We start from the raw sequence: 18,781 nt of genomic DNA, 5'->3' as shown, positions 1-18,781 counted from the left end.
GTTACCTCGTGGCCGTGCGCGGGGCCACGGCGTCGGCATTCCAGCCGCCGCCGAGCGCCAGGAACAGCTGGATCTGGTCGCGTGATACCTGCGCCTGCGCGTCGGCCAGGGTGGCATCGGCCGACACCAGCGTGCGGTCGGCGTCCAGGCTGGACAGGTACGGGGTGCGCCCGCCCTGGTACAGGCGGCGGTTCTGGCTGGCCGCCAGCGCGGCCTGCTGCTGGGCCAGCTGCAGCGACTGCAATCGCTGCAGGTCCTGCGCATAGCGGCTCAGCGCGGTCTGGGTTTCGCGCAGCGCCTGCAGCACGGCGTGGTCGAACTCGGCCAGCGCCGCGTCGGCCCCGGCCTCGGTAGCGTGGATGCGCGCATGCGTGCCCGAGGACGGCAGCGTCCAGGAGATCAGCGGGCCAATCGACCATTGCTGGGTCAGCGGCTGGCCGAAATCTTCGAGCAGGCCGGCCGCGCCGGCCGAGGCACCCAGGCGGATGTCCGGGTACAGCTCGGCGGTGGCCACGCCGATGCGCGCGGTGGCCGCGGCCAGCCGACGTTCGGCCTGGCGCACGTCGGGGCGGCGCGCCAGCAGCGCGCGGCCATCGCCCACCGGAAGCGGCTGGGCCAGGGTCGGGGCCTGGCTGCAGTCGGCCACGCCGTCGGGCAGCTGCCCCGGCGTGCGGCCGAGCAGGGCGGCCAGCTGGTATTCGGCGGCCTGGCGGTGCGCATGCAGCGGCGGCAGCGCAGCCTGCAGCATGGCCACCTGGGCGTTGGCGCGGGCCAGCTCCGGCGGCGTGCCACGGCCGGCGTTGATCAGCCGCTGGGTCACCTCGCGGCTGCGCTGCTGCAGCTGCAGCGAGTGCTCGGCCACGTGCAGCTCATGGTTGGCGTGGCAGATCTCCACGTAGCTGCCGGCCACCTGGGCCACCAGCGAGACGCGGGCCAGATCGAGCGCGGCGGCCACGCTCTGTTCGTCCGCATGCGCGGCCTCGGAGGCGCGCTTGAGCTTGCCGAACAGATCGAACTGGTAGGACACCGCGAACTTGCCGTCGGCCAGGTTGATCGGCGGCAGCTCGTGTTCGAGCAGGAACGACTCGGCCGACAGCTGCGCGCGGCTCACCCCGGCCTCGGCCTCGTACTCGAAGCCACCGGCATCCAGCGCCTGCTCGTACACGGCGGCGGCGCGGCGCAGGTTGGCATCGGCCACCTTCAGTTCCACGTTGTCACGCAGCGCCTGTTGCACCAGTGCGTTGAGGGTATCGTCCTGGTAAAGCTCCCACCAGCGCGCGGGCAGCTCGGCGCCGGCGGCCACCTGTGGGTTGCCGGTGTCGATGAAGGCGGCATTCGCTTCCGGCCGCTGGAACGCCGCGCCTGCGGGCACGACGTAGTCCGGGCCCACGGTCGTGCACGCCGCCAGCGTGGTCAGCGCCAGCCCCAGTGCGATGCGGTGCAGGGCAGGGCGGCTCACAACGCCGCCTGTGCCGGTCGTGCCGGCGCCGGCTGGGCCGCATCGGGCTGGATGGTGACGGTGGCGGTGCGCCCCGCAATCAAGGACACGCCGGCCGGGATGTGGTCGATATGGATGCGCACCGGGATGCGCTGGGCCAGCCGCACCCAGTCGAAGGCCGGGGTCACGTTGGGCAGCAGGCTGCTGCCCTCGCTGCGGTAGCGGTCCTCGATGCCGGCGGCAATGCTCTGCACGTGGCCCTGCAGCGGCTGCGCCTCGCCCATCAGGCGGATGTCCACCTTCTGCCCGGCATGCACGCCGCGCAGGCGGGTTTCCTCGAAGTAGCCATCGACCCGGAACGAGCCGGTGTCGAGCACCGCGATCACCGGGCGCCCGGCCGTCACGTAGTCGCCGGCGCGCACGGTGCGGTCGTTGACGTGGCCATCGCTGGGGCTGCGCACCTCGGTGCGGGCCAGGTTGAGCCGGGCCAGGTCCACGGCGGCCTGCGCGGTACCCATCGAAGCCTGCGCGGCCTGCAGCTTGGCCCGGCGCACTTCGGCATCCTCGGCGGCGACCAGGTCGGACAGGCTGCGGTCGCGGGCGATCTCGCGGCGCAGCTGCTCCAGCGTGGCGCGGCGTTCACCGAGTGCGGCCTGGGCCTGCTCCAGCGCGATCTGGTAGCGGGCCCGGTCCACCACGAACAGCACCTCGCCACGCTTCACCGGCTGGTTGTCGGTCACCTTCACCGCCTCCACCAGCCCGGACACGTCCGGTGCCACCTGCACCACGTCGGCGCTGACGTGCGCATCGCGCGTCCACGGTTCGTCCATGTAGTACGCCCACAGGTGGCGCAGCACCAGCACGGCGACGAGCACCGCCACGATGGTCAACAGGACCGGGAATGTCTGCTTGAGGATCTTGTTCACGATTGCATCCAACGCATCAGGGAAAACAACCCGCCGAGCACGATCACGTACACGGCCAGGTTGAACAGGGCGGGGTGCCAGATGTGGCGGTAGGCGCCGGTGCGCTGCAGGACCAGGCGCAACCCGCTCTTGAGCAGGTAGGCCAGCAGCATCAGCCCGAGCAGGGTCGGGACGAACACACCATAGAGACTGAATTCACCGTACATCGAGGCAAAGGGTTCACTGGGGGAGCGGAAAGGGGGACGCCCGGCGTCGCGGCACGACACCGGGCGGTACAACGGGGCAACGCTTACGTCACGCGGTCGGCCGCATCGGCCAGCAGCTGCCAGAGCTTCAGCACGGTGCGCAGTTCGTCCACGGACAGTTCGCCGAACACGTCCTGGCGCAGCCCGATCAGCTGGGTCTCCAGCTGGCTCACCAGAGCCTCGCCCTTGTCGGTGAGCCACAGCAGGTTGGCGCGGCGGTCGCTGGCATCGCACTCGCGGCGGACCAGGTCGCTGGCCGAAAGCTTGTCCAGCAGGCGCACCAGGGACGGGCCTTCCATGCCCAGCTGCTGGGCCAGGGTCACCTGGCGGATACCGCCGCCGGCGCGCCCGATCATCAGCAGCGGCATGGTGCACGCCGCGGAAATGCCATAGCTGCCCAGGGCCTGGTCGGCCAGGCGCTGCCATTGCCGCCCTGCGTAAAGCAGGCCGGAGCTGAGCTGCATCTGCAGCTGGGTACGTTCGTCGAGGGTACGTTTCATGGCAGATCGATAGGATACTACTAATTTCCATCCTATCAATACCCCCGCCCCAACCGCGGCCCAACGCCGGGCCCGTCGGGGCACGTCCCGGGCCGGCGGCGTGGGACGCCCGAGGGCTCTGTCGGGTACGATGCTCGCCCCCCTTCGGGTGCTGTATGTAATGAGCAAGAAAGACAACGACGCCACCCCGGTCACCCAGGCCGATGCCGAATCGGCCGTGCGCACCCTGCTGCGCTGGGCCGGTGAAGACCCCACCCGCGAAGGCCTGCTGGATACCCCGCGGCGCGTGGCCGAAGCCTACGGCGACTGGTTCAGCGGCTACCGCGACGACCCGCGCGCCTACATGGAGCGCACCTTCGAGGAAGTGGCCGGCTACGACGAACTGATCGTGCTGCGCGACATCGAGTACGAAAGCCACTGCGAACACCACATGGCCCCGATCATTGGCCGCGTGCACGTGGGCTACCTGCCGGCCGGCAAGGTGGTGGGCATCAGCAAGCTGGCCCGCGTGGTCGAAGCCTATGCACGCCGTTTCCAGGTGCAGGAAAAGATGACCGCGCAGATCGCCCAGTGCATCCAGGACGTGCTGCAGCCGGTGGGCGTGGGCGTGGTGGTGGAAGGGGCGCACGAGTGCATGACCACCCGCGGCATCCACAAGCGCGGCGTCAGCATGGTTACCTCCAAGATGCTGGGCAGCTTCCGCGAGGACGCCCGCACCCGTGCCGAGTTCCTGCGCTTCATCGAAGTGGGCGGCAAGCGCTGAACCTGCCGCGCGCCCGGCACCATCGTGCCGGGCCGGTTCCCTTCCTGCTGCGCGGCGTCCGGCCGCGCGGTGTTCTTCCGGATGTCCTGGCTGCATGAAGCACCGCGAACGCATCACCCGTTACCGTACCCTGCGCGAACAGCCCCAGTGGAAGCTGCTGGCCGCGGCCAACGCCCCGGAAATCATCGGCCTGCTGCAAAGCCTGCTGATGGATGGCGAGCGCACCCTGCCGGCCGCCGCCCTGCATGAACGCCTGCAGCGCGCGCTGGACCAGCTCAACGGCGAGGAACTCTCGCGCGAGCTGCCGCGTACCGCCCAGGCCTACATCGCCCACTGGCTGGCCCAGGGCTGGCTGGAGCGACGCCTGCCCGACGGTGCCGACCAGGAGCAGTACGAGCTCTCCACCCAGGCACTGCAGGCCATCCGGTTCGCCGACAGCCTGGAGCAGAGCCGCGTGGCCGCCACCGAAAGCCGGCTGGCGCTGGTGATCGAGCAGCTCTCGCAGCTGGCGGCGCAGACCGAATCCAACCCGGATGCGCGCCTCTCTGCACTGCGCGACGAACGCGACCGCATCGACGCCGAGATCGCGCGGGTGGGCGAGGGCAGGGTGGTGGCGCTGGACGGCAAGCGCGCGCTGGAACGTGCGCGCCAGATCATCGGCCTGGCCGACGACCTCACCGAAGACTTCCGCCGCGTGCGCGATGACTTCGAACGCCTCAACCGCGAATTCCGCGAACGCATCATCGACGACGAAAGCGAGCGCGGCGACGTGCTGTCCCGGTTGTTCGAGGGCGTGGACGTGATCGGCGACAGCGACGCCGGGCGCAGCTTCCAGGCATTCTGGCGGTTGCTCAACGATGCCGAACAGAGCGCCCAGCTGGATGCTGCGCTGGAGGCGGTGCTGGCACGGGGCTTCGCGCGCAAGCTGGACCGCAACGAGCGCGCCTTCCTGCGCGGCTTCACCGGCACCATGCTCGACCGCGGCGGCCAGGTCCACGACGTGCTGCAGCACTTCGCGCGCAGCCTGCGCGGGTTCGTGCAGAGCCGCGGTTACCTGGAACAGCGCCGGCTCAACCAGCTGCTCAAGCAGGCCCAGTCCGAAGCGTTGGCATTGCGCGACGAATTCTCCGCCCAGCGCCCGATCGGCCGCGACCTGCAGCTCACCACCAGCCGCCTGCGCTCGTGGTCGCAGTGGAAGCTGCACGACCCGCGCAGCGCGCAGGTGGACGGCAGCGTGCAGCGCAACGACGCGGCCAGCATCAGCCTGGAAAGCGTCGGCGACCTGGTGGCGTCGTCGGAAATCGACTTCCGCACCCTGCGCCGCGACCTGCACGAACTGCTGGGCGCGCAACCGAAATTGAGCATCGCCCAGGCCCTGTCGCAGCGCGAAGCGCCGCAGGGGCTGGGCAGCGTGATCGGCTACCTGTCGCTGGGCACCCGCCACGGCACCGTGGTGGACGGCGAACAGGAAACCGCCCATTGGCGTGGCGGCGATGGACAGTGGCGACGCGCCCGCATCCCGCTGGTTTGGTTCACCCAGGAGAAACGCCATGAACTGGCATGAAGATTCCCATGACGTCGCCCCCAACGATGGGGCTGCGGACGATCACGACGCCGAACCGGTGGTGGTGACGCCGCTGCCGCGGCGAAGCAACGACGTGTTCTACATGGGCGACACCGGGCGGCTGCCGCTGGATGGGCGCCGCGCGCTGTGCCAGCTGCTGATCGGCCCCAGCATCGACCAGCTGCGCCACGCCAAGCTGTGGCCGGCCCTGATCCGCAGCGAGGCGGCCATCCGCTCGGCGCTGGCCGACCTGTTCCTGGAACTGGTGCTGGACCGCGACAGCGGCGTGGCGTTCACCCGCCAGGCCGACACCGAAGACATCGACGCGCCGGTGCTGCTGCGCAGCTCGCCGCTGACCTTCATCGACTCGGTGCTGCTGTTGTACCTGCGCCAGCAGCTGGCCGAGGCCGATGCGCGCGGCAACCGCGCGGTGGTGGCCGACACCGAGATGGCCGAGGCCCTGGCCATCTACGAAAAGAACCTGTCCACCGACCGCGCCGGCTTCAATCGTCGCGTTGCCGCGGCGGTGCAGAAGATGAAGGAAAACCACATCCTGACCCGCCTTGCCGGCCAGGACGACCGCCACGAAGTGTCGCCGGCCCTGAAGCTGCTGTTCTCCGCCGAAGACGTCTCCGCGCTGTCCAACGTGTACCGCCAGTTGCGCGACACCCCCGCAGCAAAAGCCTGAACGGACCACCGATAACGCATGGCCATTTCCAAGCACACCCCCGCCCTGTTCAATGACGGGCTGCCCGATCCGCGGCTGCAGCAGTTCCGCATGCGCCGCCTGCAGGTGCACAACTGGGGCACCTTCAACGGCCTGACCGAAGTGCCGATTGCCGAGCGCGGCTTCCTGTTCGTGGGCCGGTCGGGCTCGGGCAAGTCGACCCTGCTCGATGCGATGTCGGCCATGCTGGTGCCGCCGTCGATCGTCGACTTCAACGCCGCCGCACGCGAAGCCGAACGCAGTGGTCGCGACCGCAACCTGGTGTCCTACGTGCGCGGCGCCTGGGCCGACCAGCAGGATCGGGGTACCGGTGAAATCGCCACCCAGTACCTGCGCAAGGGCGCCACCTGGACCGCGCTGGTGCTGGAATACCGCGCCGGCGATGGCCGCGTGGTCAGCCTGGTGCGCCTGTTCTGGATCGCCGGCAACGGCGCGGCCGCCGCCGACGTGCGCAAGCACTACCTGATTGCCGAGCGGCCGTTCGACATCGCCAAGGATCTGGGCGGCTTCGACCTGGACCTGCGCAAGCTCAAGCAGCGCCTGGGCGACGTGCACCACTTCGACAGCTTCGTCGGCTACGCCGAACGCTTCCGGCACCTGCTGGGCATCGACAATGAAATGGCGCTGCGCCTGCTGCACAAGACGCAGTCGGCCAAGAACCTGGGCGACCTCAACGTCTTCCTGCGCGACTTCATGCTGGACACGCCCAAGACGTTCGACGCCTCCGAACGGCTGGTCAGCGACTTCGCCGAACTCGATGGCGCGCACACCTCCGTGGTCACCGCCCGCCGCCAGGTGGAAACGCTGCTGCCCGCGCGTGCGCTGCACGCCGAGCTGAAGGCGATGAACCTGCAGCGGGCCGACGAGGAAACCCTGAAGCTCGGCCTGGACAGCTTCCGCGAATCGCGCCTGCAGCAGCTGCTGGAAAAGCGCCTGCACGACATCGACGTGCGCCACCGCGGGCTGCTCGGCGAAGAAACCCAGCGCCGCCAGACCCTGGCCAACCACGAAGAACACCTGGCCGGGTTGGAACTGCAGCGGCGGCAACAGGGCGGCGAGCGCATCGAAGAGCTGGAGCGCGAACAAGGCCGTGCCCAGGCCGAACGCGACCGCCGCCAGGCCAAGCATGACCAGGCCCAGCAGGCCGCCGGCAAGCTGCAGGAGACGGTGCCCGACGATGCGCACGGCTTCGCCCAGCTGATCGCCCGCGCCCAAGGCGAGCTGGACAATCGCCAGCAGGCCGCGGCTGCGCTGGACGATGCCATCACCGAACGCCTGGCCGGCAAGCAGGACGACACCCGCCGTTTCGGCGATGTCCGTGCCGAGCTGGAGGCGATGGAGCGCAACCCGTCGAGCATTCCCGCGCCGCTGCAGAAGCTGCGCAGCCGTCTGGCCGAAGAAACCGGCGTGCCCGAAGCGGCGTTGCCGTTCGTGGGCGAACTGATCCAGGTCCGCCAGGAAGACGGCGCGTGGCAGGGCGCGATCGAACGCGTGCTGTTCGGCTTCGCGCAGTCGCTGCTGGTGGAAGACAAGCACTACAACGAAGTCAACGCGTGGGTGAATCGCACCCACCTTGGCATGCGGTTGACCTACTACCGCGTGCGCCGCAACGACGATGCCATCGCCCGCGAGCCCTCCGCGCGTTCGTTGCTGCACAAGCTGGAGTTCCGCGACAGCGTGTTTGAACCGTGGCTGCGCCGCGAGCTGGGCAAGCGCTACGACTACGAGTGCGTCGATGCCAAGCAGCTGCGCGATGTCGACCGCGGCATTTCCCGCGAAGGCCAGGTCAAGCATCCGGGCGACCGCTTCGAAAAGGACGACCGCAATTCCATCAGCGACCGTCGCCGTTGGCTGCTCGGCTTCAGCAACACCGAAAAGCTGGCGCTGTTCCGCAAGGAAGCGCAGGAACTGGCGCAACGCATCGCCGCCTGCGACGAAGACGTTGTCCGGCTGCGCAGCCAGCGCGACCGCGACAACGACCGCCGCCTGGCCTGCAACCAGCTGGTCAACTTCGTGTGGGAAGAAGTGGACGTCGCAACGGCAGCCCAGCGCCTGGACGACATTGCCGCCTCGCTGCGCGAACTGAAGGACGGCAACGCCGACCTGGCCCGCCTGGCCCAGCAGATCGACCAGGCCCGCGCGGACATCGCGCAGGCACGCCGTACCTACGAAGACACCCGCGTCGAGCTTGCCCAGCACGCGCGCGAACGCGACAAGCTCGACGCCCAGCGCCAGCGCAGCCGCGCTCTGGTACTGCCGGCGCTCGGCGCCACCCAGGAAGCCGGGCTGCAGCGTCGTCTCGATGCACTGGGTGGGCTGAGCCTGGAAACGCTGGAAGCGCACATGCGCGAGATCAGCAAGGGCATCAACGAAAGCCTGGCTGCCTCGCAGCACGACGTGCACCGCGTCGAGACGCAGCTGGTGGCCTGCTTCCGGCGCTTCGCCCAGGCATGGCCGGAAGAATCCGGTGATTTCACTGCGTCGGTTGCCTCGGCCGAGGATTTCCTGGCCCGCTTGCAGCGCCTGGAGCGCGATGGCCTGCCGCAGCACGAGGAGCGCTTCTTCGACCTGCTGCAGAACCAGAGCAAGAACAACCTGCTGGCCCTGCAGCGGCACAGCGCCGAGGCCCGCAAGTCGATCGGCCAGCGCCTGGACGAAGTCAACGCCTCGCTGGAGCAGGTGCCGTTCAACCGCGGCACCCTGCTCACCATCGAGCTCAGCGACCGACGCCTGCCGGAGGTGCTGGAGTTCCACCAGCAGCTGCGCGAGGTGCTGTCGCACCACCAGACCGAAGAACGCGAGCTGGCCGAGGCGCAGTTCGCCGTGTTGCGTGAGCTGGTCAAGCGGTTGGGCTCGCAGGAAGGCGAAGACCGCCGCTGGCGCGAGAACGTGCTCGACGTGCGCCTGCATGTGGAGTTCATCGGCGTCGAGCTGGATGCGGCGACCCGGCAGCAGGTGGAGATCTACCGCAGTGGCGCCGGCAAGTCCGGTGGCCAGCGTCAGAAGCTGGCCACCACCTGCCTGGCCGCGGCGCTGCGCTACCAGCTGGGCGGTGCGGAAAGCCAACTGCCCAGCTACGCTGCGGTGGTGCTGGACGAAGCATTCGACAAGGCCGACAACGAGTTCACCGCGCTGGCGATGAACATCTTTGAGAACTTCGGCTTCCAGATGGTGGTGGCCACGCCGCTGAAGTCGGTGATGACGCTGGAGCCGTTCATCGGCGGCGCCTGCTTCGTCGAAATCAGCGGCCGCCACGACTCCGGCGTCCTGCTGATCGAGTACGACGAAGAAGCCAAGCGACTGAAGCTGCCCGAACGCAGCCGCCAGCAGGACGCCGAACCGGTCGCCTGACGCGCCCACCGCAGGTAGAGCCGACCGTTGGTCGGCTGCCCTTCGCCCCGTTCGCATCCACCGCAGCGGGGCAGAGCCCCGCTCTACGGGTTACCCGCCGAATGTATCCCACCCCATCCGCGCGATCAGCACCACCACCAGCCCCACGAACAGCTTGCGGATGAACGGCGTGCCGCCACGCAGCGCCAGCCGCGTGCCCACCACCGAGCCGATGATGTTGGCTGCGGCCATCGGCAGCGCGAACAGCCACAGGATGTTGCCGGTCGGCACGAAGAACGAGATCGCCGCTACGTTGGTCGCCAGGTTCACCACCTTCGACGCCGCCGACGCGCGCAGGAAGTCCAGCCCGAAGAAGCGGACGAACAGGAAGATCAGGAAACTGCCGGTACCCGGGCCGAAGAAGCCGTCGTAGAAGCCGATCACCGCGCCGATCGCCAGCGCCGTGCCCAGCTCCTTGCGGCCGATCTCGCGCGGCCGGTGCAGCGCGCCGAAGTCCTTCTTCCACAACGTGTAGCCCAGCATCGCCACCAGCAGCACCAGCACCAGCGGGCGCACCGCGTCCTTGGGCAGCAGGCTCACCGCGGTGGCCCCGGCGAAGGAAAACACGAACGCCGTGCCCGCCGCGAACAGCACCGGCCGCCACGGGAAGCGCACATTGCGCGCATAGCGCCATGCGGCCGCGCCGGTCCCGAACATCGAACTGAACTTGTTGGTGCCAAACAGCATCGCCGGCGTGTGCTGCGGCAGCACCGTGAACAGCCCGGGCAACTGCACCAGCCCACCGCCACCGACCGCGGCATCGACGAGGCCGGCGATAAAGGCGATCGCCACCAACCACAACAGCTCAGGGGGAACCAGCTCGAGCACGGCAGCAACTTCGCGACACAAGGCGCGCAAGCATACGCCCGGCCCCCCACCCGGGGTAGAGCCGACCGTTGGTCGGCTGCCCTCCGCCAGCGCGGTCATGTACCAACCAACCGTCGGTACCTACGGCGCCCCCACCCAAACGCGCGACAATGCCCCCATGACCACACCCGACCCCTGTCCCTGCGGCCGCCCGCTGGCCTACACCGCCTGCTGCGGCGTCTACCACGCAGGCGCCGCCGCACCCGATGCCGAAGCCCTGATGCGTTCGCGCTACAGCGCCTACGTAAAGCAGCTGCCGGACTACCTGCTGGCCAGCTGGCATCCGTCCACGCGCCCGGACGCGCTGTCGCTGGACGAAGCGCCCGGCCAGCGCACCCGGTGGCTGGGCCTGACCATCCGCACGTACACCACCACCGAACCGGACCACGCCCAGGTCGCGTTTACCGCCCGCTACAAGGTGGGAGGCGGCAGAGCGGTCAAAATGATGGAACACAGCCGCTTCGTCCGCGAAGACGGCCGCTGGTTCTACCTCGACGCGCTGCCCTGAGCCGCCTCGCGGCTGCGCACCGCCACCGGCCGTTGCTGGCCGTGCGCGCGGACGCAGTTGCGCCCGGCGTCCTTGGCCGCATACAGCGCCTGGTCGGCGGCCTTCAGCACGGCCTGCGGGCTGTCGCCCACCCGGTTGTCGGCCATGCCGATGCTCACCGTTACCTGCACCACCGTGCCGGCGCCGCCGCGGCCCCGCTGCAGCCGGCCCACCGCATCGTCGCAGTCGCGGGCGGCGCGGTCGCGCAGCTGCAGCCGGGTACCTTCCACGGTGGCCCGGACCGCTTCCACGGCATCCACGCACGCCGGGGCAGGGCGGTCCAGGAACACCAGCGCGAACTCTTCACCACCGTAGCGGAACGCACGCCCACCACCGCCCACGCCGGCCAGGCGCGCGGCCACCAGCTTCAGCACGTCATCGCCGTTGTCGTGACCATGGGTATCGTTGAAGCGCTTGAAGTGGTCCACGTCCACCATCGCGATCGTGTAGGTGGCGCCCACCCGCTGCAGGCACTCGTTCAGCGCCCGCCGGCCGGGCAGGCCGGTGAGTTCATCGCGATAGGCCATGTGGAAGGACTCCTGCACCATCGCCGAGACCAGCAACAGCAGGGCTGTGCTGGCCAACGCCGGTAGCAGGGCCGGCGACAGGAACACGCGGGGCAGCATCGTCCAGACCACCAGCAAGGCCACCAGCATCGCCGTATGCAGCGGACGCGGCTGGCGCAGCGCCTGCACCGCCAGCCCAAGCAGGGCCACCACGAAGGCCACCGTCGGCACCTGGGCCAGGCGGCTCCAGCCGGTTGGCAACCAAGGCCAGTGATGGTTCGACAGCAGGTCGTGCATGCCCTGCGGCCCCTGTGCAGCCAGCAGCGCGAACACACCGACAGCCACGCCACTGGCGATGCCGCGCAGCAGCAGGTCCTGGCGCATCCGGCCACGCTCGGGCCACAGCCCGTGCAACGCAAACAGCAGCGGCAGCCATAGCGACACCGCATGGAACACCAGCGGCGTGAGTGCGCTGACCGTGCCGGTGTTGAGGAAGCTGCCCACCAGCCCGTGCAGCACGGCAAAGGCCACTGCGATCGCCAGCAACAGGCACACCGCACGCACGCGGTTGTAGACCAGGCCCAGGCCGGTGCCCAGGCAGGTCAGCACCAGCGGCAGAATGCGGTGCATCGCACTGCCCACCTCGTCGGTCGGCGTGGCCGACCACACCCCCACGCCTACCAGCAGGGCAGGCAGCAGGAACAGGTAATGGCCGGGCTGGCGTAGCGGGTGACTGGGCAAGAACGGTTCCACGAAAGCAGGCCGGCGCGCCAGGGCTGCAGGTGCAAACCGGACCACGCAGGCGATGGTCTTCCCGATAGCGGCCGCTGCGTATTCAACTTGAGCGTGTCACGCCACGTGAGCCTTCCCATGACGTCCCGCTCACCGGCGCTGGTCGATCCTGACCGCGATGAACACCGCCGTCGCCTCGCCCCCGCCCGCTGCCCCATCCCCTGACGCTGCGCTTGCGGCCCGCTACGCCGGCATCCGCGCGCGCAGTGTTGCGCTCGCGGCGCCGCTGAGCGCCGAGGATGCGATGGTGCAGAGCATGCCCGACGCCAGCCCCGCCAAATGGCACCTGGCCCACACCACCTGGTTCTTCGAGCGCTTCGTGCTGGCCAGCCAGCCCGGCCACGTGCCGTTCAATGCCGAGTGGCACTACCTGTTCAACAGCTATTACCAGAGTATCGGCCCGGCGCACGCGCGCCCGCAACGCGGGTTGCTCTCGCGCCCCTCGCTGGAGCAGGTGCTGCACTACCGTGCCCGGGTGGATGCACAGGTGATCGCCCTGCTGCAGGCTGGCGCGCTCGAACCGCAGGCCTGCCACCAGCTGCTGCTGGGCCTGCACCACGAGCAACAACACCAGGAACTGCTGCTCACCGACATCAAGCACGCGCTGTGGTGCAACCCGCTGCAACCGGCGTACCGCGACGATCTTGCGCACGCGCAGGCCACCGCCACGCCGTTGCGTTGGCAGGACAGCCCCGAGCAGATCGTCGAGATCGGGGCGCCCGCCTGGCCCGCCCATGCCGCGTTCGCCTACGACAACGAATCGCCCGTGCATCGCGTTCTGGTCCCGGCGCATGCCTTGGCCAACCGCCCGGTCAGCAATGCCGAGTACCGGCAGTTCATCGACGCCGGCGGCTATGCCGAAGTGGGTCTGTGGATGAGCGAGGGCTGGGCGCTGTGCCAGGCAGAAAGGTGGCAGCACCCGCTGTACTGGGACGACGCGCTGGAACGCGAGTTCACCCTGGGCGGCTGGCGCCCGCTGGACCCGCATGCACCGGTCTGCCACCTCAGCTATTTCGAAGCCGACGCCTACGCCCGCTGGCAGGGCGCGCGGCTGCCCACCGAGTTCGAATGGGAAGCGGCCGCCACCGGCGTCGCGCCCCACGGCCATTTTGCCGACGCCGACCACCTCCACCCGCGCGGCGCCCCGGCAGGCGACCACGCGCTCCTGCAACTGTTCGGCGATGTCTGGGAATGGACCAGCAGCGCCTACGGTGCCTATCCGGGCTTTCGCCCCTTCGCCGGCAACCTCGGCGAATACAACGGTAAATTCATGAACGGCCAATGGATCCTGCGTGGCGGCAGCTGCGCCACTCCCGACGCGCACGTGCGCGCCAGCTACCGCAACTTCTTCGCCCCCTCGACGCGCTGGCAGTTCGCCGGCGTGCGCCTGGCGCGGGACCCGGCATGAGCACCGTCACCGACGCGCTCGACGCGCTCACCGACCTGCAGCCCGATCGCGCCCGGATCACCGCCGATATCCTGCACGGCCTGTCCACCCGGCCACGGCAGCTGCCCTCCAAGTACTTCTACGACGCCCGCGGCTCGGCACTGTTCGAAAAGATCACCCGCCAGCCCGAGTACTACCCCACGCGCACCGAACTGCAGCTCCTGCAGGACTGCGCCGCCGACATCGCCGGCGTGGTAGGCTCGCGTCTGCACGTGGTCGAGCTGGGCAGCGGCAGCGGCCGCAAGACCGAGCTGCTGCTGCACGCGCTTGCCGACCCGGTGGCCTACACCCCGATCGAAATCTCGCGCGCGGCCCTGCTGGCCAGCATCACGCGGCTGGCCACGGCCCTGCCGGACATCGAGATGCTGCCGGTGTGCGCTGACTTCACCCGTCCGGTGCAGCTGCCCGAACCGCAGCGCGAGCCCGCCCGCCGGCTGCTGTTCTTCCCGGGTTCCACGCTGGGCAACTTCGCCGAACCGGAGGCGGTCGCATTGCTGCAGGCGATGCACCAGACCATGGGCACCCAAGGGCTGGCCCTGATCGGTATCGACCTGCACAAGGACCCCGCGCTGATCGAAGCGGCCTACAACGACGCGGCCGGGGTCACCGCTGCCTTTACCCTCAATCTGCTGGCCCGGCTCAACCGCGAGATCGGCAGCGACTTCGATCTCGACGGCTTCCAGCACCGCGCACGCTATAGCGTGGAACGGTTGCGCATCGAAACCGATCTGGTCAGTACCCGTGCGCAGCGGGTTGAGGTGGCCGGCCGCACGTTCGATTTCGCCGAAGGCGAAGCAATGACCGTCGAGTACAGTCACAAGTATACCGAGGACTCGTTCGCGGCACTGGCCGCCCGGGCCGGGCTGCGCGTGTGTGCCGGCTGGACCGCCAGCGCGCCGGCGTTCGGTCTGCGCCTGCTGCAGGCGGCCTGAAACGACCGTTCCCCGCCGGCACACCGCAGCGTGCCGCTATGATGTTGCTTCACTTGGCTGCAAGGATTTCCGCCAATGAGGTCTTCCCTCCGCTGGCTGCTTGGCGCGCTCTGCCTGGCCAGTGCCTCGGTCGCGGCCGCCGCGCAGGACGATTTCGACCGCTGCCTGGCCACCCTGCAACCGCAGGCGACCAAGCAGGGCATCAGTGCGGCAGGTTTCGCGCGCTTCACTGCCGGCCTCACCCCTGACCTGAGCGTGCTGCCGCTGCTCGACGCGCAACCGGAGTTCACCACGCCGCTGTGGGATTACCTGGCCGCGCTGGTCGACAGCCAGCGCGTCGACGACGGTCGCGCGCGCCTGGTCGAGCACCGCGACCTGTTGAACCGGGTGTCCGCCCAGTACGGCGTCGACCCGGCCACCATCGTGGCAGTGTGGGGCGTGGAGAGCGATTACGGCCGCGTGTTCGGCAAGCGCCCACTGCTGCAGTCGCTGGCCACGCTGTCGTGCAATGGTCGCCGCCAGCCGTTCTTCCGCGGCGAACTGCTGGCCCTGCTCAAGCTGCTCGACGCCGGCGACCTGCAGGCTGAAGGCCTCACCGGCTCGTGGGCCGGCGCCTTCGGCCACACCCAGTTCATGCCGTCCACCTATGCACGCATCGCCGTGGACGGTGACGGCGATGGTCGGCGTGACCTGGTCGCCAGCATTCCCGACGCACTGGCCTCCACCGCCAACTACCTGGCCAAGGCCGGCTGGCGCACCGGGCAGCCGTGGGGCATCGAGGTCCGTCTCCCGCCCGGGTTCAACCCGGCGCTGGCCGGGCGCACCCAACGCAAGCCGTTGGCCAGCTGGCGAGCACTGGGCATCGTCCCGGTCGCCGGTGGCGCGCTGGCCCCGGTCGGCCTGCCCGAGGACAGCAACGCCGCACTGTTGCTGCCCACCGGCGCCAAGGGCCCGGCCTGGCTGGTGTTCCGCAACTACGACGCGATCTACGCCTACAACGCCGCCGAAAGCTATGCACTGGCCATCGCCACCCTGGCCGACCGCCTGCGCGGCGGCAACGGCACCGTGGCGGGCTGGCCCACCGACGACCCCGGCATCGGCCGCCGTGAACGCCGCGAACTGCAGACCTTGCTGCTCGCCCGGGGGCATGACATCGGCGCCGCCGACGGCATGGTCGGCACGGCCACCCGCCGCGCCATCCAGATCGAGCAGCAGCGCCTGGGCTGGACCACCACCGACGGCCGCGCCGGCCAACGCATCCTCACCGCACTGCGCAGTGCGCCTCCCATTCGGACACCTTCGACCACCATGCCTGCATCCACCGTGTTCACCCTGCCGCCCAACCACGCCCGCCTGGTCCAGTCCCCGGCCGGGCCCAGCGCCGCCCTGCCCAAGGTCGAGGGCCTGAGCCTGGGCACCGTCCAGGCCTTCCCCGCCTGGAAGGTGGATACCCCGTTTGCCAGCGCCGCCATATCGGTGTTCGGCGGGCAGCTGCTGTCCTATGTTCCCAAGGGCAGCCAGGATGTCCTGTGGCTGTCACCCAGCGCGCAGGCACTGCCCACCCCGATCCGGGGCGGCAGCCCGGTGTGCTGGCCGTACTTCGGCCGCCAGGGGCAGGGCACCGACGTGCCCTCGCATGGGTTCGTGCGCAACGTGGCATGGACACTCAAGGAGGCGCGCCGCGACGCCGACGGCACCATCCTGCTCACCTTGACCCCGCCGCCGCTGGACAACCTGGCGCTGCGCCTGACCATGCAGCTGCGCATCGGTCGCACGCTTGAGCAGCGCCTGATCACCGAGAACACCGGCGGCCAGGCGGTCACCTTCACCCAGGCCCTGCACAACTACTTCCGGGTGGACGACGCGACGGCCGTGGACGTACAGGGGCTGGACGGCCTCACCTACCTGGACAAGTTCGAGAACTACGCCACCCCGCGCGTGCAGCAGGGTGACTGGAACCTGCGTGACCCGCGCGATCCCGGCCGCAGCGACCGCATCTATACCGGCGCCGGCGGCCGCTACGTGCTCAAGGACCCCGGCCTGAAGCGGCGCATCGAGATCACCACCCAGGGCAGTGGCTCGCTGGTGGCCTGGAACCCGGGCCAGGCGGGGGCGGCCGGCATGGCCGACGTCGGTGCGGGCTGGCGCAACTATGTCTGCCTGGAGGCGGCCAACGCCGGCCCGGACGTGATTACCCTGCCAGCCGGCGCCAGCCACACGCTCACCCAGACCTTCCGCGTGCTGCCCCTGTAACTCCCCAAGCCGACGCCCGGACGGGCGAACCGGTGCCTCTCCCTCAAGGAACGAGTCATGTCCGATACCCCGTGGTACTACGCCGATCACCAGCAGCAGCGGCATGGCCCGGTGCCCGCCACGCAGCTGCAGCAGTTGCTGGGGCAGGGCCAGATCACCGCCGACACGCTGGTCTGGCGGCAGGGCATGGCCCAGTGGCAGCCCCTGCATGGTGTGGCCGAGCTGGCGGTGCCCGTGCCGACGCCGGTCGAGCGGCCGCAGGATCCCTACGCTGCGCCGGCGTCGGCCTTCGATCCCACCGCCCTGCCTGCGCGGGAACCCGTGGCGTCTGGCCAGCAGGCGTATGCCGCTTTCGTCGGCCGTAACTTCCCGGTGTACCGCCGTAAATGGCGCCTGGACCTCACGCCCGACGGCGTTGCGGCCAGCACCAACGCCTGGAATTGGCCCGCCTTCCTGTTTGGCGCGTTCTGGATGCTGTACCGCCGCATGTATGCGGTGGCGGCCATGTGGATCGGCGCGCTCACCGTCCTGTCCATCCTGGAAACCCTGATCGATGTCAGCGACAACGTCTCGCTGGTGATCACGCTGGGGGCCAGCGCCGCGGCCGGTTCGGTGGGCAACCACCTGTACCTGCGGCATGCCCAGCGGATGATCGCGTTGGCCGAGGCACGCCATCCCGGCGACGCGCCCGCCCAGCACGCCGCACTGGCTGGCCTGGGCGGCACCCGCTGGTCTGCGGTACTGGTCGGCATAGCCGTTTACATCGTGGTGATCGGGGCGCTGTCCTTCCTGCTGGATCCCTGAGCCGGCTCAGGCGCGCGCGGATCGGGGCCGCAGCACCAGCAGGCAGATACCACCCGCCACCAGCCCCCAGAAGGCCGAACCAATGCCGGCCAGTGACAGTCCGGAGGCGGTGACGAGGAAGGTCACCAGGGCCGCTTCGCGGTCTGCCTCCTCCCGCAGCGCCATCGACAGGCTGTTGGCGATCGTGCCGAACAGGGCAATGCCGGCCACGCAGGCCACCAGTTCCTTGGGGAAGGCAGCGAACACCGCCGCCACCGTCGCCCCGAACAGACCCACGACGATATAGAAGCCGCCAGCGGCCACCGCGGCGGTGTACCGGCGCGCGGGATCTTCATGCGCCTCGTGGCCCATGCAGATTGCGGCGGTGATCGCGGCCAGGTTGAGTCCGAATGCGCCGAAGGGGGCCAGCAGCGTGTTGGCCACGCCGATCCAGCCAATCACCGGGGACACCGGGGTGTCGTAGCCGGAGGCACGGATCACCGCCACTCCCGGAATGTTCTGCGACGCCATGGTCACTACGAACAGGGGCAGGGCAACGCCGATCACCGCCGCCCACGACAACGTGGGCCAGGTGAACACCGGCGTGGCCAGCTGCAGGCGGACATCCTGCATATGCAGCAGCCCCTGGCCGGCCGCCACGGCGACACCCACCCCCAGGGTGGCGATCACCGCATAGCGCGGGAACAGCCGGCGTCCGATCAACCAGGTGGCGAACATCGCCAGGGCCATGCCCAGCTGCGTCTGCATGGACACGAACACATCCAGCCCGAAGCGCAGCAGCACGCCAGCCAGCATGCCCGCGGCCAATGCCATCGGTACCCGCTGCATCAGCCGGGCGAAGATCCCCGAGAAGCCGGCGATCATGCCCAGCACAGCGGCCAGCACGAAGGCACCGATCGCATCGCTGTAGCCCACCGCACCGGCACCCACCACCAGCATGGCCGCGCCCGGGGTCGACCATGCCGTCACCACCGGCACGCGGTAGCGCAGCGACAGGCCAATACAGGTGATGCCCATGCCCAGTCCAAGCGCCCACATCCATGAGGCGATCTGCGCCTGCGAGGCGCCCATCGCGCGTGC

General features: G+C 69.4%; 16 protein-coding genes (1 of these 16 running past the window's edge). 9 read left to right on the top strand and 7 right to left on the bottom strand.

Annotation, left to right across the window (positions count from 1 at the left end):
- Nucleotide 1: 1 nt before the first annotated feature.
- The 4 genes from GQ674_RS19480 to GQ674_RS19465 all read right to left on the bottom strand — a co-directional run bounded on the left by GQ674_RS19480 (nucleotide 2) and on the right by GQ674_RS19465 (nucleotide 3,109).
- On the bottom strand, nucleotides 2-1,459 hold the full coding sequence (locus GQ674_RS19480) for an efflux transporter outer membrane subunit (RefSeq protein WP_159498535.1): 1,458 nt from the start codon (nucleotides 1,457-1,459) through the stop codon (nucleotides 2-4).
- Nucleotides 1,456-2,364 carry an efflux RND transporter periplasmic adaptor subunit gene (locus GQ674_RS19475; protein WP_201290187.1) on the bottom strand — a complete coding sequence of 303 codons (909 nt, stop codon included), beginning with the start codon at nucleotides 2,362-2,364 and terminating at the stop codon, nucleotides 1,456-1,458. Before GQ674_RS19475 ends, GQ674_RS19480 begins: the two co-directional genes overlap by 4 nt.
- Nucleotides 2,361-2,570 (bottom strand): DUF1656 domain-containing protein, encoded by a 210-nt coding sequence (locus tag GQ674_RS19470; RefSeq protein ID WP_017354740.1) that lies wholly within the window; start codon nucleotides 2,568-2,570, stop codon nucleotides 2,361-2,363. The genes GQ674_RS19475 and GQ674_RS19470 overlap by 4 nt, the downstream gene beginning before the upstream one ends.
- An 83-nt stretch (nucleotides 2,571-2,653) precedes the next feature.
- Nucleotides 2,654-3,109, bottom strand: a complete 456-nt coding sequence (locus GQ674_RS19465; RefSeq protein ID WP_038691612.1) for a MarR family transcriptional regulator — start codon at nucleotides 3,107-3,109, stop codon at nucleotides 2,654-2,656.
- 160 nt (nucleotides 3,110-3,269) lie between these two features.
- Between GQ674_RS19465 and folE the strand changes: the two genes are divergently transcribed.
- From folE to GQ674_RS19445, 4 genes are all read left to right on the top strand, one after another.
- A complete protein-coding gene (gene folE / locus GQ674_RS19460) occupies nucleotides 3,270-3,872 on the top strand; it encodes a GTP cyclohydrolase I FolE (RefSeq protein WP_038691614.1) in 603 nt (200 codons plus the stop codon).
- A gap of 94 nt (nucleotides 3,873-3,966) precedes the next feature.
- Nucleotides 3,967-5,436 (top strand): DUF3375 domain-containing protein, encoded by a 1,470-nt coding sequence (locus tag GQ674_RS19455; RefSeq protein WP_038691616.1) that lies wholly within the window; start codon nucleotides 3,967-3,969, stop codon nucleotides 5,434-5,436.
- Nucleotides 5,423-6,124: a DUF4194 domain-containing protein gene (locus GQ674_RS19450; RefSeq protein ID WP_159498531.1), complete on the top strand. Its 702-nt coding sequence runs from the start codon at nucleotides 5,423-5,425 to the stop codon at nucleotides 6,122-6,124. The genes GQ674_RS19455 and GQ674_RS19450 overlap by 14 nt, the downstream gene beginning before the upstream one ends.
- A gap of 18 nt (nucleotides 6,125-6,142) precedes the next feature.
- Nucleotides 6,143-9,514: an SbcC/MukB-like Walker B domain-containing protein gene (locus tag GQ674_RS19445; protein WP_159498529.1), complete on the top strand. Its 3,372-nt coding sequence runs from the start codon at nucleotides 6,143-6,145 to the stop codon at nucleotides 9,512-9,514.
- Nucleotides 9,515-9,604: 90 nt separating this feature from the next.
- Here GQ674_RS19445 and GQ674_RS19440 read toward each other — a convergent pair whose 3' ends face one another.
- The gene (locus GQ674_RS19440; protein WP_038691622.1) at nucleotides 9,605-10,381 is read right to left on the bottom strand and encodes a TSUP family transporter; all 777 of its coding nucleotides are present in this window, start codon (nucleotides 10,379-10,381) and stop codon (nucleotides 9,605-9,607) included.
- A gap of 157 nt (nucleotides 10,382-10,538) precedes the next feature.
- Between GQ674_RS19440 and GQ674_RS19435 the strand changes: the two genes are divergently transcribed.
- The gene (locus GQ674_RS19435; RefSeq protein WP_159498527.1) at nucleotides 10,539-10,928 is read left to right on the top strand and encodes a YchJ family metal-binding protein; all 390 of its coding nucleotides are present in this window, start codon (nucleotides 10,539-10,541) and stop codon (nucleotides 10,926-10,928) included.
- Here GQ674_RS19435 and GQ674_RS19430 read toward each other — a convergent pair.
- The gene (locus GQ674_RS19430; protein WP_159498525.1) at nucleotides 10,907-12,214 is read right to left on the bottom strand and encodes a GGDEF domain-containing protein; all 1,308 of its coding nucleotides are present in this window, start codon (nucleotides 12,212-12,214) and stop codon (nucleotides 10,907-10,909) included. The genes GQ674_RS19435 and GQ674_RS19430 overlap by 22 nt on opposite strands.
- A gap of 169 nt (nucleotides 12,215-12,383) precedes the next feature.
- Here GQ674_RS19430 and egtB point away from each other — a divergent pair, with 169 nt between their 5' ends.
- From egtB to GQ674_RS19410, 4 genes are all read left to right on the top strand, one after another.
- Complete coding sequence (egtB, locus tag GQ674_RS19425) at nucleotides 12,384-13,673, top strand: ergothioneine biosynthesis protein EgtB (protein WP_159498523.1); 1,290 nt, start codon at nucleotides 12,384-12,386, stop codon at nucleotides 13,671-13,673.
- Nucleotides 13,670-14,644 carry an L-histidine N(alpha)-methyltransferase gene (egtD, locus tag GQ674_RS19420; RefSeq protein WP_159498521.1) on the top strand — a complete coding sequence of 325 codons (975 nt, stop codon included), beginning with the start codon at nucleotides 13,670-13,672 and terminating at the stop codon, nucleotides 14,642-14,644. Before egtB ends, egtD begins: the two co-directional genes overlap by 4 nt.
- A gap of 75 nt (nucleotides 14,645-14,719) precedes the next feature.
- Nucleotides 14,720-16,897, top strand: a complete 2,178-nt coding sequence (locus GQ674_RS19415; protein ID WP_159498519.1) for a lytic murein transglycosylase — start codon at nucleotides 14,720-14,722, stop codon at nucleotides 16,895-16,897.
- Between the two features lie 57 nt (nucleotides 16,898-16,954).
- Nucleotides 16,955-17,701, top strand: coding sequence for a GYF domain-containing protein (locus GQ674_RS19410; RefSeq protein ID WP_159498517.1), 747 nt, complete (start codon nucleotides 16,955-16,957; stop codon nucleotides 17,699-17,701).
- Nucleotides 17,702-17,707: 6 nt separating this feature from the next.
- On the opposite strand, the gene GQ674_RS19405 is transcribed toward GQ674_RS19410, so the two are convergent.
- Nucleotides 17,708-18,781 carry the 3' portion of a benzoate/H(+) symporter BenE family transporter gene (locus GQ674_RS19405; protein ID WP_159498515.1) on the bottom strand. 117 nt of this gene lie beyond the right edge of the window, so 1,074 of the gene's 1,191 nt are visible here — the last part of the coding sequence; its start codon lies off the right edge, out of view; its stop codon occupies nucleotides 17,708-17,710.

This window comes from Stenotrophomonas sp. 364, from assembly GCF_009832905.1.
Classification (GTDB): Bacteria; Pseudomonadota; Gammaproteobacteria; order Xanthomonadales; family Xanthomonadaceae; genus Stenotrophomonas; species Stenotrophomonas maltophilia_AP.
This window is presented reverse-complemented; position numbering and strand designations above follow the sequence as displayed.

Coding starts and splice junctions, on each gene's coding strand:
- GQ674_RS19470 (WP_017354740.1), bottom strand. CDS start 2,570: ATGTACGGTGAATTCAGTCTCTATGGTGTGTTCGTCCCGACCCTGCTC.
- GQ674_RS19465 (WP_038691612.1), bottom strand. CDS start 3,109: ATGAAACGTACCCTCGACGAACGTACCCAGCTGCAGATGCAGCTCAGC.
- folE (WP_038691614.1), top strand. CDS start 3,270: ATGAGCAAGAAAGACAACGACGCCACCCCGGTCACCCAGGCCGATGCC.
- GQ674_RS19455 (WP_038691616.1), top strand. CDS start 3,967: ATGAAGCACCGCGAACGCATCACCCGTTACCGTACCCTGCGCGAACAG.
- GQ674_RS19450 (WP_159498531.1), top strand. CDS start 5,423: ATGAACTGGCATGAAGATTCCCATGACGTCGCCCCCAACGATGGGGCT.
- GQ674_RS19445 (WP_159498529.1), top strand. CDS start 6,143: ATGGCCATTTCCAAGCACACCCCCGCCCTGTTCAATGACGGGCTGCCC.
- GQ674_RS19435 (WP_159498527.1), top strand. CDS start 10,539: ATGACCACACCCGACCCCTGTCCCTGCGGCCGCCCGCTGGCCTACACC.
- egtB (WP_159498523.1), top strand. CDS start 12,384: ATGAACACCGCCGTCGCCTCGCCCCCGCCCGCTGCCCCATCCCCTGAC.
- egtD (WP_159498521.1), top strand. CDS start 13,670: ATGAGCACCGTCACCGACGCGCTCGACGCGCTCACCGACCTGCAGCCC.
- GQ674_RS19415 (WP_159498519.1), top strand. CDS start 14,720: ATGAGGTCTTCCCTCCGCTGGCTGCTTGGCGCGCTCTGCCTGGCCAGT.
- GQ674_RS19410 (WP_159498517.1), top strand. CDS start 16,955: ATGTCCGATACCCCGTGGTACTACGCCGATCACCAGCAGCAGCGGCAT.